This is a genomic window from Antarcticibacterium arcticum (assembly GCF_007993795.1).
GTDB lineage: Bacteria > Bacteroidota > Bacteroidia > Flavobacteriales > Flavobacteriaceae > Gillisia > Gillisia arctica.
Genome location: NZ_CP042476.1, coordinates 2,194,020 through 2,210,083, shown reverse-complemented (window position 1 = coordinate 2,210,083; position 16,064 = coordinate 2,194,020). Strand labels below are relative to the sequence as shown.

At 38.8% G+C, this 16,064-nt stretch carries 15 protein-coding genes and 1 tRNA gene; 13 read left to right on the top strand and 3 right to left on the bottom strand.

Translation table 11 applies throughout. The features are described from left to right. Positions 1 to 2 precede the first annotated feature (2 nt). On the bottom strand, positions 3 to 380 hold the full coding sequence (locus FK178_RS09960) for a DUF983 domain-containing protein (RefSeq protein ID WP_146834315.1): 378 nt from the start codon (positions 378 to 380) through the stop codon (positions 3 to 5). A gap of 57 nt (positions 381 to 437) precedes the next feature. Here FK178_RS09960 and FK178_RS09955 point away from each other — a divergent pair, with 57 nt between their 5' ends. The 4 genes from FK178_RS09955 (at position 438) to FK178_RS09940 (ending at position 3,178) form a co-directional block, all read left to right on the top strand. After that, entirely contained in the window at positions 438 to 2,351 is a 1,914-nt protein-coding gene (locus tag FK178_RS09955) for an ABC-F family ATP-binding cassette domain-containing protein (RefSeq protein ID WP_146834312.1), read from the top strand. A gap of 27 nt (positions 2,352 to 2,378) precedes the next feature. Beyond that, on the top strand, positions 2,379 to 2,561 hold the full coding sequence (locus tag FK178_RS09950) for a CPXCG motif-containing cysteine-rich protein (RefSeq protein ID WP_146834309.1): 183 nt from the start codon (positions 2,379 to 2,381) through the stop codon (positions 2,559 to 2,561). Between the two features lie 74 nt (positions 2,562 to 2,635). Continuing rightward, the gene (locus FK178_RS09945; RefSeq protein ID WP_146834306.1) at positions 2,636 to 2,989 is read left to right on the top strand and encodes a SpoIIAA family protein; all 354 of its coding nucleotides are present in this window, start codon (positions 2,636 to 2,638) and stop codon (positions 2,987 to 2,989) included. Positions 2,990 to 3,105: 116 nt separating this feature from the next. Next, positions 3,106 to 3,178: transfer RNA gene (locus FK178_RS09940), tRNA-Met, on the top strand. A 29-nt stretch (positions 3,179 to 3,207) separates the two neighbouring features. Here FK178_RS09940 and FK178_RS15490 read toward each other — a convergent pair. Further along, positions 3,208 to 3,372, bottom strand: coding sequence for a hypothetical protein (locus tag FK178_RS15490; RefSeq protein ID WP_168194584.1), 165 nt, complete (start codon positions 3,370 to 3,372; stop codon positions 3,208 to 3,210). Positions 3,373 to 3,541: 169 nt separating this feature from the next. Here FK178_RS15490 and FK178_RS09935 point away from each other — a divergent pair, with 169 nt between their 5' ends. The 7 genes from FK178_RS09935 to FK178_RS09905 all read left to right on the top strand — a co-directional run bounded on the left by FK178_RS09935 (position 3,542) and on the right by FK178_RS09905 (position 10,320). Continuing rightward, positions 3,542 to 4,120 (top strand): porin family protein, encoded by a 579-nt coding sequence (locus FK178_RS09935; protein ID WP_146834303.1) that lies wholly within the window; start codon positions 3,542 to 3,544, stop codon positions 4,118 to 4,120. 203 nt (positions 4,121 to 4,323) lie between these two features. After that, on the top strand, positions 4,324 to 5,028 hold the full coding sequence (locus FK178_RS09930; RefSeq protein ID WP_146834300.1) for a CPBP family intramembrane glutamic endopeptidase: 705 nt from the start codon (positions 4,324 to 4,326) through the stop codon (positions 5,026 to 5,028). Positions 5,029 to 5,237: 209 nt separating this feature from the next. Further along, entirely contained in the window at positions 5,238 to 5,426 is a 189-nt protein-coding gene (locus tag FK178_RS09925) for a hypothetical protein (protein WP_146834297.1), read from the top strand. 404 nt (positions 5,427 to 5,830) lie between these two features. After that, positions 5,831 to 6,913, top strand: coding sequence for a sensor histidine kinase (locus FK178_RS09920; protein WP_240793812.1), 1,083 nt, complete (start codon positions 5,831 to 5,833; stop codon positions 6,911 to 6,913). Further along, positions 6,906 to 7,583 (top strand): response regulator, encoded by a 678-nt coding sequence (locus FK178_RS09915; RefSeq protein ID WP_146834294.1) that lies wholly within the window; start codon positions 6,906 to 6,908, stop codon positions 7,581 to 7,583. The genes FK178_RS09920 and FK178_RS09915 overlap by 8 nt, the downstream gene beginning before the upstream one ends. A 239-nt stretch (positions 7,584 to 7,822) precedes the next feature. Beyond that, the gene (locus FK178_RS09910) at positions 7,823 to 9,613 is read left to right on the top strand and encodes a TrkH family potassium uptake protein (RefSeq protein WP_240793811.1); all 1,791 of its coding nucleotides are present in this window, start codon (positions 7,823 to 7,825) and stop codon (positions 9,611 to 9,613) included. Positions 9,614 to 9,615: 2 nt separating this feature from the next. Continuing rightward, positions 9,616 to 10,320 carry a potassium channel family protein gene (locus tag FK178_RS09905; RefSeq protein ID WP_146834291.1) on the top strand — a complete coding sequence of 235 codons (705 nt, stop codon included), beginning with the start codon at positions 9,616 to 9,618 and terminating at the stop codon, positions 10,318 to 10,320. A 45-nt stretch (positions 10,321 to 10,365) separates the two neighbouring features. Here FK178_RS09905 and FK178_RS09900 read toward each other — a convergent pair whose 3' ends face one another. Then, on the bottom strand, positions 10,366 to 10,881 hold the full coding sequence (locus tag FK178_RS09900) for a gamma carbonic anhydrase family protein (protein ID WP_146834288.1): 516 nt from the start codon (positions 10,879 to 10,881) through the stop codon (positions 10,366 to 10,368). Between the two features lie 325 nt (positions 10,882 to 11,206). On the opposite strand from FK178_RS09900, the gene FK178_RS09895 reads away from it, so the two are divergent. Continuing rightward, positions 11,207 to 15,181 carry a hybrid sensor histidine kinase/response regulator transcription factor gene (locus tag FK178_RS09895; protein ID WP_146834286.1) on the top strand — a complete coding sequence of 1,325 codons (3,975 nt, stop codon included), beginning with the start codon at positions 11,207 to 11,209 and terminating at the stop codon, positions 15,179 to 15,181. Between the two features lie 107 nt (positions 15,182 to 15,288). Continuing rightward, a complete protein-coding gene (locus FK178_RS09890) occupies positions 15,289 to 15,957 on the top strand; it encodes a DUF4403 family protein (RefSeq protein WP_146834283.1) in 669 nt (222 codons plus the stop codon). The last annotated feature ends 107 nt before the right edge of the window (positions 15,958 to 16,064 follow it).

Sequence of the window (16,064 nt, the reverse complement as noted above, 5' to 3'; positions counted from 1 at the left end):
ACTTAGGCAGGTTTTTTGTAGTTCAGGAACATATTGATCCAGATATTTCTGGACAGCCGGATAATAAGCGGCAGAAATATTACTAAAGTGGCGGTTATGGTAATAAAGGTGGTCATAAGTCCGCTGCCAAAAAAGAAATAAGAAATAATAAAAGCGGCTACAGAAAATGCCACCCCCAGGGCATAGCTCACGTACATAGCACCAAAAAAGAAGGAGGGTTCCATTTTATATTTGGTCCCGCAATGGGAGCAGCGCTCGTGCATTTCAAAAAGTTTATGCATTTTATAAGGATTGGGTTCCTTATACATGCTTTCCTCCTGGCAAACGGGGCAGGTGCCTGTAACAATACTGTATAACTTTGTACCCTTTAAGAATCTCATTTCTATTTTTTTACCAGTACAAAAATAAGCATTTTGCAAAAATTTTAGAACATTATAATGCTTAACATTCATAACTTATCGATATCATTTGGCGGGGAGTCATTATTTGATGAAATAACCTTCAGGCTTGGAGCGGGAGACCGCGTAGGGCTTATAGGAAAGAACGGAGCCGGGAAATCGACCATGCTTAAGATCCTTTCAGGCGAACAGGAACCCGATACCGGGCAAATTGCAAAGGACAAGGAACTTAAAATTGGTTTTTTAAAGCAGGATATTGATTTTGTACAGGGTAGAACGGTGCTTGAAGAGGCGCAGCAGGCATTTGTTGAGATCAAAGCTATTGAAAAGAAAATAGACCATATTAATCACCAGCTTGCCACGCGTACAGATTATGAAAGTGAGGAATATTCCAACTTAATTCAGGATCTAAGTGAGATTACCCACCAATACGAGATCATTGGAGGGTATAATTATCAGGGTGAAACTGAGAAGGTCCTAATGGGGCTTGGTTTTGACCGCACCAATTTTGATAAGATCACAGATACTTTTTCCGGAGGGTGGAGAATGCGTATTGAACTGGCAAAATTGTTATTGCAGAATAATGACATCCTTCTTCTGGATGAGCCTACCAACCACCTGGATATTGAATCTATCATCTGGCTGGAATCATTTCTGAAAAATTATCCGGGATGTGTGATCATAGTATCCCACGATAAAATGTTCCTGGACAATGTTACCAACAGGACTATAGAGATCTCCCTGGGAAAGATCTACGATTATAAAAAACCATATTCTGAATATCTTGTACTGCGGGAAGAATTGAGGGAACAACAGCTCGCTTCTCAAAAAAATCAGGAAAAGCAGATAGAGCAAACCGAAAAGCTAATTGAGAAATTCCGCGCTAAAGCTTCCAAGGCTTCCATGGCGCAATCCCTTATCAAAAAACTTGATAAAATAGACAGGATTGAGGTAGATGAAGATGATAACGCGGTGATGAACGTGCGGTTTCCAATCTCCATACAACCGGGGAAGGTAGTTATAGAATCCAAGGACATTGGGAAAACCTATGGGAACATGATGGTTCTGGAGCATATAGACCTGTTGATAGAACGTGGCAGCAAGATTGCTTTCGTAGGGCAGAACGGGCAGGGAAAATCTACCCTGGCCAAGATCATGGTTGGTGAGATCCCGCATACGGGAATGATGAAGCACGGCCACAATGTGCAAATAGGTTATTTTGCACAAAACCAGGCAGAATATCTGGATGGGGAGAAAACCGTTTTGGATACAATGATAGATTCAGCCAATGAGAACACCCGCGCCAAGGTGAGAGATATGCTGGGTTCCTTCCTGTTTCGTGGAGACGAAGTGAGCAAGAAGGTAAAAGTGCTCTCCGGGGGCGAAAGAAACCGTCTGGCTCTTTGTAAACTATTGTTGCAGCCCTTCAACGTGCTTATCATGGATGAGCCAACAAACCATTTGGACATAAAGTCGAAGAACGTGCTTAAGAAAGCTTTAAAAAGCTTTGAAGGCACCCTTATCCTGGTATCACATGACAGGGACTTTTTGCAGAACCTTACTTCAACAGTCTATGAATTCAAAAATCACCAGATAAGGGAATATCTGGGAGATATAGATTTTTACCTTGAGCAGCGCAACGTAGAGAATATGCGTGCCATCGAAAAAAGAGACAAGGTACAAAAGGAAGATCCAAGAAATTCTGACAGTAAGCAGGCGTATAACGATCAGAAAAAATTAAAATCCCTTCACAATAAACTTAGTAATACCGAGGCGAAGATCAACAAACTGGAAAGGGAAATAGGCGTAAAGGAGCAGGAGATGTTGATCAATTACGAACGGGCAATTGCCAAACCCCATTTTCTTGAGAATTACGACAAAAAGAAAAAGGAACTCGAGCAGCTAATGAGGTCCTGGGAGCTCATCACCGAAGAGCTGGAAACGATCAAATAGCTTACAGAGGAAAAAATAAAATCGGCGATGTACGAACATTATTTTCAATGTCCCTATTGCTGGGAGGAGATCTCGATGCTCCTCGACACATCAGTTTCCCGTCAAACCTATGTCGAGGATTGTGAAATTTGCTGCAATCCTATAGAAATAAGGGTTGGTTTTCGGGATAATATACTTACAGAATTCGAGGCGGTAAATCTGGAACAATAGGTGATTTTTTAACGAATACTTAATCAAAATTGTTTTTCCGGGATGTAAATTTAGAACTGAAATTCTTTGTTCTAATGATATCTAGTTTTGAATTTGCCGATAATGTTGTGGGTATCATCATTGACAGAGATGTGGACAAGATGATGCTAAATGAAGTGCATGCCCTGCTAAGGGAAAAATTTAAACAATCGGCGGTTATAAATCTCTACATAGAACTCGAACCCGGAGTAAAGATTCCGGTGCCCCTGCTGGTAAAAGATCTTATTTTTCAATTAAGGAACAACGGCAAATTCAATAAACTGGCTATAGTAACCAATCAGGACCTTATTCGAAATATTATGAAATTCAGGGACTTTGTATTGGATGCGGAAGTGGAGATCTTTGCTCCTGAAAACAGGATTAGGGCAATGAACTGGATTGCCGAATAATTTTTAAAATTTGTTTTGCTAAAGTGGAAAACCGTTGTATATTTGCCATCCGGTAACACAGCAACAATATAGCTGAAGTCGCCCAAAGTTCTTACAACATTTAGTTAATCATATATCGCGGGATAGAGCAGTAGGTAGCTCGTCGGGCTCATAACCCGAAGGTCACTGGTTCGAGTCCAGTTCCCGCTACGAAGCCTCTCAGAAATGAGAGGCTTTTTTTATGCATGAAAATTAAGGCTGGAGCATTCATAATTGCCGGCCAGGAATGTTTTCCCCAGTTTTATAGTGGATTTCTCGCTACCACCAAACCCTTCATTAAGGCCTGTAGGGCCTTTGAGGATTTGAGACATTAAAGCAGCAAAACCAACTAAATCTATATCCATGTTGCAACAAATATTTTTTTTAAAATAATAAATCCATTAGATTCGTAGCACTTCCCTAATTAAGTACCTTAAAAGACAAGGTGAAAATAAACGTACCAAGGCATTTATACATACATTGCCCACAATATTGAAAAATCACTTTTTTATTTAATCATAAATATTAACCACAATGAAAAATCTTATTCTAATTTTTTCTCTTATTATTTTTACAGATTCAACCGTTAAAGCTCAAGAGTTTGTCCATTTTGGAGCTAAAGGTGGGCTTAATCTTACGAATCTGAAATCGGATAATTTCTCTGAGACAAAAAGTCGTACAGGATTTCATTTAGGACTAATAGCAGAAATTTCTGTGGGAAAAAGATTTTCATTACAACCAGAGGTATTATATTCTACACAAGGTACAGAGGCGGATTTAAATATGTTGGGAAGCGGTCCACGACCGACGGAATACAATCTTGATTATATACAAGTTCCGGTTTTGGCTAAAATATTCCTGACAGAATCTTTATCTATAGAAGTGGGTCCTTCTTTTAATTTTTTAGTAAATGAAAAAATTGATGGAGCAGAAGCAGATTTCGGTAGCAATTTTGAATTTGGTGGTGCATTGGGAGCATCCTATAAATTTATAGGCGGTTTCTTTGGAAGTGCAAGGTATTTGTATGGTTTTACTGATGCTTTTGATAGAGAAGACTCCGACAATACTATAAATAATACTGGATATCAATTAGGTGTCGGTTTGATGTTTTAAATGGACACGGCAGAGATAATACTGTAGGCAACAGTGTATAAAAACAATGCTCAAAATTATTTTGAATTGAAACTCCTTGCTCACGTGCTGTACGGATTGTGCTGCCGCTGTTCCCTTCGGTCAGAACCTGTGGACAACCAAGCTCGCCAGCTCGCACTGTTTTTATACCAGACGTTAGGCATAATTTAAAACCAACCAAGTAAATGATAGGAATATTTGTTGCACTTGCCATTTCTTGGTTGCTTTTATATCTGATTGAAAAGAAGAATATTTTTGCATTAGGATTTCTTCCACTTGGCAAAAAATTAAAACAATTCTTGATCGGATTTTTAATCACTGGAATACTTTGCATTCTTGCTCAATATTTAGAATCATATCTAAAATCTTCGACTTGGATTTTGAATAAAAATATTACGAGCGAAATTATACTAAAATCATTTTGGTGGGATTTTAAATCTGTATTGAGAGAGGAATTGATTTTTCGTGGAGCTTTATTATACATTCTCATCCAAAAAATAGGCTCAAGAAAAAGTATCTTGATTTCCGCAATCGCATTCGGAATTTATCATTGGTTCTCATACGGAGTGTTAGGCAATGTAATGGCAATGATTTTAGTTTTTATCGGAACTGGATTAATGGGTTACGCTTGGGCTTGGGCTTTTTCGAAAACCAAATCCATAATGTTACCTTTCGGACTTCATTTGGGCTGGAATTTTTTTTATAATACAATATTTTCAAAAGGACCTTTGGGCGAGTTAGTGTTGATCTCTACAGGTGGAATTGAATTAATTGGTTGGACTTCCTTGTTGAATTTTGTGAGTGGTTTGGTAATAGTTCCAATTTTTGTGCTGATTTATGTTAAATATTTTGTGAAAGAAAAAAGGGAATTAAAATTAACGACGGAATAAAAACTATGCCTAACACTATATAAAAACAATGCTAAAACTTGGTTTGAATCGAAACTCCGTGCTCGCTTGCCTTGCGGATTGTGCTGCCGCTGTTCCCTTCGGTCGGAACCTTCTCCCTACGCCAAGGCTTCGGGAGACAGGGCGGACAATCAAGCTCGCCAGCTCGCACTGTTTTTATACGAGACGTTACCACAAATTAAAATCAAAATATGAACAAATTTTTATGGGTTTTTTTAGCACTGATTTGGATTGCAGCACTTATAGTACTTATTATTGCTCTGACCGAAAACGGATCGAATGATGTTTTTGCTGATTATAAATTTATCATTGGAATCGGATTTATAGCTATTACTGGCTTTCTTAGGATTTTGTATAAAAGATCAAAAGTTGGAAATTGAGAAAGCTGAAAAAGAAAAAATGTAGTAACAAAGAATTCAGTTAAAACAACCTGCGTTGCAAGCGAGCACACCCAATTAGCTCTCTGGGTTTGATTCGACCGCTTGTGATTATTTTACCGAATGGACAAAATCATAAGTTAGGGATTGAATTTAAACCGGAAATACTGGGAAATAGCAATACTTATCTCAAAATACTCTAGGATTGTTGGAATTCCATTGCTTCTTGGGGGATTTACCCTTGCATCGATTTTTTCGATAATAACTTCAGCACCATTTGCATTGTGTTTTTTTTATAATTCAAAAATATAACTACTATATTCAATTTTGTTATCGTGACATTTGGCTAAAATTCTTTTAGCTTTATCAGGAATATTAAGCTATGTACTTTAAAATTAGTTTTTGGTTTGAAAAATAAAAATGAAACTGGCCTTACCAAAACCCTTCAATATCTTATTGGAATTGGGAGTATCCTGTTCATATCGCTGGTTTGTTATTTTTTCATTCCCTTAATAGGTTACCATGTGGTAGCCCTTATACTGCTTTTGGCAGTTTCAATACTGGCCATCTTTTTTGAAATTCTACCAGTGGTTATTATGGCCGTATTAAGTGCCTTAATATGGAACTTTTTATTTATTCCGCCCCAATACACATTTAAAATAAATACTCCTGAGGATGCCTTATTATTTCTAATGTACTTTGTAATTGCAGTAATGAATGCCGTTTTTACCACTAAAATTAGAAAAGCCGAAGCCACTGCAAGGCGACGGAAGGAAAAAGAAAAAACAATTGCCCTTTATAATACTATGCTCAATTCACTTTCCCATGAATTGAAAACCCCAATTGCCGCTGTTATAAGTGCAGTTGACACCCTTCAGGAACACCAGTCTAGACTTTCTGAAAGCCAGGCTACCGAACTTTATGCAGAAATAGAAACTGCGAGTCAACGCTTAAACCGGCAGGTAGGAAATTTATTGAATATGAGCCGTCTTGAAAGTGATTTTATTCAAATTCAAAAGGACTGGCATGATCTAAATGAAATTTTATATAAAGTTATTAATCTTAATTTTCAGGAGGTCGTTTCGGAAAAAATAAGGTTTACTGAAGATGAAACATTGCCTCTGGTAAAAATAGATGCAGCCCTTACCGAACAAATTTTTCACAACATTTTACATAATGCCCTGCAATACACCCCTGCGAAAAGCAAAATTGAAATAAAAGCGACATATGAAAATGGGTGTGCAGTGGTAAGTATTGCAGATAATGGGAAAGGAATCCCTGAAGATAAATTATCATTGATCTTTGAGAAGTTCTATCGCCTGCCCGAGACTGCCGCGGGAGGTACAGGCTTAGGGCTTTCAATTGCCCAGGGGTTTGCAAAAGCACAAAATGGAACCATTTTTATAAAAAACAGAAAGACAGGTGGTGCCGAATTTATTATAAATTTACCGGCAGAGAGTATTCATCCAAAAGATTACAGTAATGAATAATGGAGAAATTTTGGTTATTGACGATGAACCACAGATACTAAAACTTTTACAAATCTCTCTGGAAGCTAATGAATATAAGGTAATTCAAGCCCAAAATGCTTTGGAGGGGATGCATCTTGCAGCCAACCATTCCCCCGATTTAATAATCCTGGATTTAGGGCTCCCGGATAAAAGTGGACATGAATTACTTATTGATCTGCGCCAATGGTATGAAAAAGCAGTGATCATACTTTCAGTTCAAAACAGCGAGAAGGATATAATTAAAGCCCTGGACAATGGAGCTACAGATTATCTTGTAAAACCCTTTAGAACAGGAGAACTACTCGCGAGGATCAGGGCCTCTATGCGTCAAAATATTTCCGGCGACCTTCAACCGGAGATTTTAGTAAACAATTTGAAGATTGACCTGGCAAACAGAAGTGTATTCCATAGGGGTGAAATAGTAAAACTAACCTCTACTGAATTTACCTTATTAGCACTTTTTGCTAGAAATCTGGGTAAAGTACTTACGCATCAATTTATTTTAAAAGAAATTTGGGGGGTAGGGGCTCAAAATGAAACCCAGTATCTTCGTGTTTTTGTGGCACAACTGCGCAAGAAATTGGAGGATAATCCCAACCGTCCCGTTCATTTCATTACTGAAAGCGGAGTGGGGTATCGTTTTACATAATAACTTTCTTTATAAAATTTTTATACCACGGCTTTAATCTTTATGTTTTCCTTATATCCTTCAGGCTAACTTTGTACGCATATACAAAGCGTTTTGGAAAAGCTTAAAAAGGAAAAAAATAAAGAACAATCCTATGGGCATTTAAAATGGCCGGCAATTATTCTTGCAATCCTTCTTTTCATATTATTATTATTTCTTGATTATTCATACAGGCAGGGTAACATTTAATTCTATTGGCATTGAAAGTTTTCACCAGGTTAACCCAATTTATCCCTGCTCAATTTCTTTTATTGATACAAAGGGCATCCTTTTTTCTTAGCATTATTGGAATTGCGATCCTAATATTTGATGTAGGTTTTACACATGTTGACCAGGATAAAAATTTTTTCAGAATTTTTTATTTTTCTATTTTAAGTTTTGGAATTTTTGCCATCTTTTTCCGGTATATTTTCAAAAGGGAAAGGCCTGCGCGAAAAGTTATTTTATTCGATTCGGCATTAATTTTACTTTTCGGCATTTTATTGTTAGTTCAAATAGATGTGCTCAGAGAGAAATTTGCGGTATTTCAAATGCTGAATAAAATGGGGTGGATCTATCTGGTCCTATTTCTTTTTTTTATTCGGGAATTTTCAGATCTTCAAATAAATTTAAATAACCAACATTTAAACCCTGCACGTTTATTTATAGGCAGTTTTTTGCTTTTAATAATTTCAGGCACCTTTTTACTTTTGTTACCAAAGGCCACACATAGCGGTATTACAGCTATAGACGCTCTTTTCACCGCTACCAGTGCAGTTTGTGTAACCGGCCTTATTGTAGTAGATACAGGAACGTATTTCACCGTTTTCGGGCAGGGAATAATTGCAGGTTTAATACAACTTGGTGGTTTGGGAATTATGACTTTTGCCAGTTATTTCAGTTATTTTTTCAGGGGTAAAACCAGTTATGAAAATCAATTGTTTTTAAGCAATATCAATAATTCAGAAAAAATTGGTGAGGTATTTAGTGTACTTAAAAAAATTCTGATTCTCACCTTTGGGATTGAATTTATGGGAGCTATATTGATATTTTTTTCAGTACGGAGCAGACTTTTTAATAGTTTTTCGGACCAGTTTTTTTTCTCGGTTTTCCACAGCATATCGGGATTTTGTAATGCAGGTTTCTCCACCCTTCAAAACAGTTTATATGAACCCGGTTTTAGGTTTAATTATTCCTTGCATCTTATTATTGCCGCTTTATTCATTTTGGGGGGTATAGGTTTCCCAATACTATTTAATCTTTATACCTATTTGAAATATAATTTAAGCAGGAAATTTCAAAAGATCACCACCCTTAATCAAATGCATTATACTCCCTGGATCCTTAATCTTAATTCCAGAATTGTACTTAGTACTACTGCTATATTACTGCTGGGAGGAAGTGTGTTGTTCTATTTTTTTGAAGTGGATAATACCCTTGCTGAACATTCCGGTTTTGGTAAAATTGTTACCTCGTTCTTTGGAGCAGCCACCCCCCGAACCGCAGGATTTAATTCTGTAGACTCATCAGCATTGCATTTCTCAACTATCTTAGTAATATTCTTGTTAATGTGGATTGGTGCTTCTCCAGCATCTACAGGAGGGGGAATCAAAACAAGTACTTTCGCTATTGCAATTCTTAATTTTTTGAGCATAGCTAAAGGTAAAGACCGCATGGAGGTTTTTAAGCGGGAAATTGCCCAGGTATCCATAAACAGATCTTTTGCTATAATTGCCTTATCCTTAATGGTAATTGGGACCGCTATTTTTCTTATTGCATCATTTAATTCTGAAATGAACTTGTTAAATATTGCTTTTGAGGTATTCTCTGCCTATAGTACGGTGGGACTTAGCTTGGGAATAACAGCCCAATTCAGTACCGCTTCCAAAGCTGTTTTGATCCTTACTATGTTTATAGGAAGGGTTAGTATGTTAACCCTGTTAATAGCTGTTATGAGAAGGGTTAAAAATTTAAATTACAGGTATCCATCAGAAGAAATTTTAATTAATTAATTATGAAATATATAATAATTGGTCTTGGGAATTTTGGAGCATCCCTTTCTCAAAAACTTTCCGAAATGGGAAATGAAGTGATAGGTGTAGACAATAATATGAGTAGGGTAGAAAACATAAAAGACAAAATAACACATGCGGTAAACCTTGATGCAACAGATATCAGTGCAGTGGGAAAACTGCCATTAAAAGATACAGATATAGTAATTGTAGGAATTGGAGAAGATAAAGGAGCCAACATCATGGCTACAGCCCTAATGAAACAAATGCGGGTAAAAAGGTTAATAAGCAGGGCGGTATCACCCTTGCAGGAAACTGTATTAGAAGCTATGGGGGTAGATGAAATTATTCATCCTGAAGAAGAAACTGCTGAGCGTTGGGCCAAAAAACTGAATTTAATTGGCGTGATAGATTCTTTTGAAGTAACCGGGGAGTATAGTATTGTTGAAACAGAGATCCCCAAGGAATATGACGGTTTAAGTCTTGAAGAAATTGGACTAAAACGTAAATATAATATCATTGTGTTAACTACTATAAAAATCACCCAGGAGAAAAACAGCATTGGTTCTGTGAAAAATGTAACCCAAGTTCAGGAGGTTGCTTCCGCAAAAACAATCCTTTATTATGGTGATATTATGGTTCTATATGGGAATAACAGAGATATCAAAAACCTGTTAATGGCACACGAAAAGAACCTGAGTTCGTAATTTTCGGCCTTCTTTACTAATAAAAATTACTAAGTAGATCTTCCTCTATTTCTCCTCAAACCAACCGCTGTACATCACATAGTTATTAGCGGTTTTTTTAAGCCCATCAATTTGTTCTTGGGTCAATTGCTTTACTTTTTTGGCAGGAATGCCGGCATAGATATGGCCAGCCTCGCAAATGGTATTTTCCAGTACCACGGCTCCCGCCGCAATAATACAGTTTTTTTGCACCACGGCATGGTCCATCACTATAGCGCCCATTCCCACCAGGGAATTATCCTCTACCGTGCAGCCGTGCACTATGGCCCGGTGACCTATTGAAACATTATTACCAATTACCGTGGCAGCTTTTTCATAGGTGCAGTGAATTACCGCCCCATCCTGAATATTGGTTTTATTCCCTATTCTTATAGAATTTACATCTCCCCGAATAACCGCGTTGAACCAGACAGAGCACTGCTGTCCCATTTCTACATCCCCTGTGATAGTGGCATTTTCAGCAATAAAACAATTTTCTCCAAGCTGGGGGTGAACGCCTTTTACAGGTAAAATGAGTGCCATAACGATTTTTTTTAGAAAGAATTAAGGAGCTAAAAATACGTTTTTTGCATTTAAACTTCATTTATAAAACAGAGTTTCAGCGTCAAAGGTTCCTATGTATTTTCTCCGGTATACCTCCTGGAATTTAAATTTGTTCTCTGGTTTCCATGGTTAATAACCTCTTAATAAATCAATTTTAAATCTCTATTAAACAGTTATTTATATCTGTAATTTCAAGCGTAGTTATTTTATGGCTTTACCGGGAGTATATTATTGGGGTAGATTCTGCGTTAATCCTTGAATTCCCGGGAAATCATTTGATATTATGAGAATTTAAAATTTTAGAATGGGGTATTTTAAATTAAGGACAGGATTTTTAGGCACTCTCTTATTATTGACCATCAACTGTGCCCCGGGGCTGGCGCAAAGCATACCACAAATAGAAAAGTTCACCGAGGTCAATGGGGATTTTCAGGATATAAACGGCGTGCAGCAGGATGAAGTTGGGAATCTCTGGATAGCATCTACCGCCCATATTGAAAAGTACAATTCGCGTGGGTCTGAATTCTTTAATATCTTTAAAGGCCTGCCGGAGAACACCGGAAAAATAAACAGCATTTTTATAGATTCCCGGGATGATATTTGGGTAGGAGTGGAAAATGGCCTGCTAAAATTTGACCCCGGCAAAAACCTTTTTGTTGCCATTGCGTCGGAACGTCCCAGTACCCAAAGCAATATTCAGCGTATAACCGAAGGGGAAAATGGCGATCTTTGGATAGGTGCCCGCAACGGGATCTGGAAATACGCAGGAGAGAAACTTAGCCTTGTTACTTTCTTTCCTAGGGAACAGTCTGTACATCAACTCCTGTATGTTAACCGCCAAATAGTTTTCGGGACATCGAAAGGGCTGTTCGTGATGGATGAGAACAGCAATAAATATAAAAAGGTCTCCCTGGCAGGATCCCGGGAATTGAATGTTCAAAGCCTGCTGTTTACAGGGGAATTTTATCTTATAGGTACACTGGAAGATGGTCTTTACAGAACCTTTCCCAATTTTTTGGTAACCGAAAAGATCTACAGCCTGCCTTATTCTTCCCAAAAATTACCAATTTCAGGACTATCACAGGATCGCTCAGGTAATTTCTATATTGCCACTAAAGGGGATGGTCTTTTAATCCTGAACCGGGACCTCAAACTGGTATCGCATTATATTGTTCAGGAGGATAATAATTTCTCGATTTCAGATAATACCATCAATGGTTTGTTTCTGGACAGGCATAATACCCTTTGGATCTCTACAGATTCCGGACAGATCAATTCATTGAATTTAAGGGAAAATAATTTTGAATTCCTGCGGCACGATCCTAAAAAATTTGCCAGCCTGGCCGATAATTATACTACCGCAATCGCCGAAGACAGGAACGGAAATATCTGGATTGGGAACCGACAGGGCCTGAGTATCTGGAACCCTAAAAATGACTCCTGGCAGCATTTAAAGAACCTTTCTTTTTCCCAACAGAGCAATATCCCGGATGTTATTAAGGATCTTAAGGCAGATGAGATGCATATGTGGGTAGCCACCAGTAATGATGGGATCTACAAGGTTAATATCAACACCCTTTTACGGGCTCATTATTCGGTCGATTCCAGGGTAAAAACAGGGTTGCGCAATGTGAAGGCGCTGCTGGTAGATTCCAATAAAAATATCTGGGCCGGGGGAGAGGCTGGCAACCTTATTAAAATTAAAGGGAATGATGAAATTGAGAATTTTCCCCTAAATGATATTGAAGCCTTGCGCCAACTTTCTACAGGAGATATCATTGCAGCTGGAAGAAATGGTGTTTTCAAAATAGAAAAAAACAGCAATAAAGCGATCTCTTTAAACAAACTAAGGCCCAACGCGCAAAGCCTTCCTTACTTCGGCATTAATGCGATTAGCGAAACTTCAGCAGGGGAGATCCTGTTGGCAACGGAAGGCGCCGGGATAATTATTTATGAGCCTGTTTCAAATTCCTATAAATTGGTAAATGTGGCCGGTGGCCTGCCTTCCAACCGGGTTCAGGGCCTTATTGTGCAGGAGGGTAATGACATCTGGGCGGGGACATCCAAAGGTTTGGTAAACTTTAGGGTAGGAAACCCACAGGACATGCGCATTTATGACAAGGAAGACGGATTATTAAGTCCTGTTTTTACAAGGGGCAGCTTTGCCAGGCTGGACAACAAACTGGCATTTGGAACTTTTAAGGGGGTTAGTATTTTTAGTCCAGATAAATTAAAGAGCAAACCACAGTCTGTTCCGGGTCTTGTAATTGGAGCTGTAGAAGTGGACTCTAAAAATAAGAAAGGTAAAAAAATTCGATCTGTAGGTGGGGGCGGGGAACTCAACCTGGAACACGATGAAAATTCCCTTCGTTTTAATTTCTACGGGGTAGAACCCGGAATGGACCGCCAAATAAACTATTCCTGGAAACTGGAGGGATATGATGTTGAGTGGTCACGCCCCGGGACGCAGAACCAGGTGAATTATGCCAATCTGCCTCCAGGGAATTATGCATTTTTAGTAAAAGCCGGCACAGAAAATGGCGGGTGGAGCCAGGCAGAAAAGATCTCTATTGAAATAAGCGGGCCATGGTGGTTAAGCCCGGCAGCCATAACAGGTTACGCACTGGCACTTCTTTTATTATTAATAATACCGTTTCTTCTAACTAAAGTTGGTAAAAAACGCAGGATAAAAAAGGCCCGCTCTCAAGTCTATAAAAATATAAGTCAGGAGATAGGAACTCCCTTAACTATTTTGCTGGCCTCGCTGGAAAATATTTCTGAAGAGAAGGGAACCGGGAACAGTCATCGTATAAGAGGAATTGTGAGCCGTTTGAAGGAATTATTGGATCCTATCCTGAATTTCCAAAATATTAATTTCAGCAGAATAAGCCAGGAGCCGGGTATCACCCGAATTTCGGTAAAAAGGTTTATGCAGGAGCTGGTCAAAGATCTTGAACCCCTGTTGAAGCAAAAAGGCCTGGAGATAATTGTGAATAACCAGTGGAACCAGGAGTATTTCTTTTATGATGTGAACTATCTTAATAAGATCTTCTTTAATATTATTTCCAATTCGGTTAAATATTCCTTTCAGGATGGGAAGATCATTATCAATTTGATCAAGACCAACAAGGGAGACCTGAAAGTACAGATTGCCGACAATGGAACCGGGCTGCCTTATGAAGACCAGAAGGTCATAAGGGAATATTACAGGAACCCCAAAGCTGTTTCCTCAAAAGGAAATGCAGGAGAGGTAAACCTGCTTTATGTAAAGGATCTAATAGAGAAACTGGGCGGCAGTATAGGGTTTGAAAGCAGTAAGGACCAGGGTACCACTTTTACCCTGATTTTGAAAAACTATAATAAAGCTGAAGTTAAAAAAGGGACTCAGCCAGATAATGAACTTACAGATAGTCCGGTTGCCATGTTAGAGGAACAACCTCTTGTAGAATCTCCTTCCGTAGCGGCTATAGAAACGACCATTGAACCTCTAGAAGAAACCAGGCAAACCTTATCCAGGGAGGCAAGGCAGGGAAGGATAAAAATAATTATTGCTGAGGATAATGACGAATTAAGAAAGGTTTTTGCAGCTTCCCTAAGAAAACTGGGAGATGTCTATGAGGCTCAAAACGGCGCTCAGGCTTTTGAACTGGCCACCAAACTAAACCCCAGCATTATTATAGCCGATCTTGAAATGCCGGGGATGGATGGGCTTGCCCTCAATAAGGCGCTGCGGAATGATCCTGCTCTTGATTTGATCCCGTTATACCTGATGATCCCTGAATCAGGAAAACTTCAATTTCCTGATAATACCGGAAATGAGCTCCTGAACATCATTAAAAAACCGGTGAATATTGATGTGTTGCTGGAGATGATAGCAGAGAAACTGGAAATGTCCCTCCCCGTGCCCTTTGCCAATGCAAATCTTAGCGCCCGTAACAGCAGGTTACTAAAGCAGGGAATTGAGGATGATGTTTTAAGCAGGCTGGAAAAGTTCATTGTTCAAAATATAACCACCATCTCTTTCACTGAGGAAGAAATAGCTGCGGCTCTGGGAATTACTCCGGTAACTTTAAGCTCCCGGCTTAGGGAAAGGACCGGCCTTAGCATACATGATTTTGTAATAAAAACTAAACTTGAGTTTGCAAAAGCTCTAATTGCGGCAGGGAATTTTGATCTGGCAGAGGTTTCCAGGCTCTCAGGATTCAGGAATAAAGATCTCTTCTTTTCAGCCTTTAAGAAGCATTTTGGATTTATGCCGGGAACGATTATAGAAAAATAACCGGGACTTGGGAAGTTTACAAGATGTTAATGTTGGTGCCGGTTATTTTGGGAATCCTTATTTTAGTTGGATAAAATCAACAACCCTAAGGGATTTAAAGCAAAATCATGACAACATTGGAAGACGCTTCAGAGAATGATATTCACATTAATTTACCGGTTAACATTTCCTATGCTGCTATAAATGAATTTTTAAGGGAGAATGTTGTGGGCAAGCTTATTGAAGATGAAAAGGACACGGGGGAAGTGACCACCTATGCAGAGCTTCTGGATATGTCTATAGAGCAAAGCCCCGATGAGAAATACGACCTTGCGGTAGATGTGGAGTTCAGGACACTCACCAAATTGTTAAGGAATAAAATTGGGCGCGTCTGGCTTCACGTGGCCCTTGAATTTGATGAAGCAGCCCAGGAAGTATGGGTAAGTGATTTCAAATTGGATGGCAATACAGACAGTTGGCTTATGAATAACTCCCTGGAACTTATGGCAAATAAGTTCATGCAGGGCAGTATCAGGAATAAAATGAAGTATAATTTTAAGGCGGAGATTGAAAAACACCTGGTTGAACTCAATGCAAAAATGGGAGACCCGTATGAGGTATCCAACGGGATAAATTTATTTGGGCGAATTGAAAAAATGAAGGTCTACGGGATTATTCCCAAGGCAGATAAGTTTCTTGTGCTGGCCAGGATCGCAGCCAATGCGGTGGTGGATATTGAAAAGCTCAATTTCAACACCCCGGTTGAGAATCGCCCGAACCCCGGGGAATTGTCCTAATAATTTCATCCTGCCCGCCATCTTATAATCTTCCCTTTGGGTGATCCCTTTGGAATCTTTAGATTTAGGACCCTAAAATATTTTTAAAAGCGGGTTTATTAATTCTT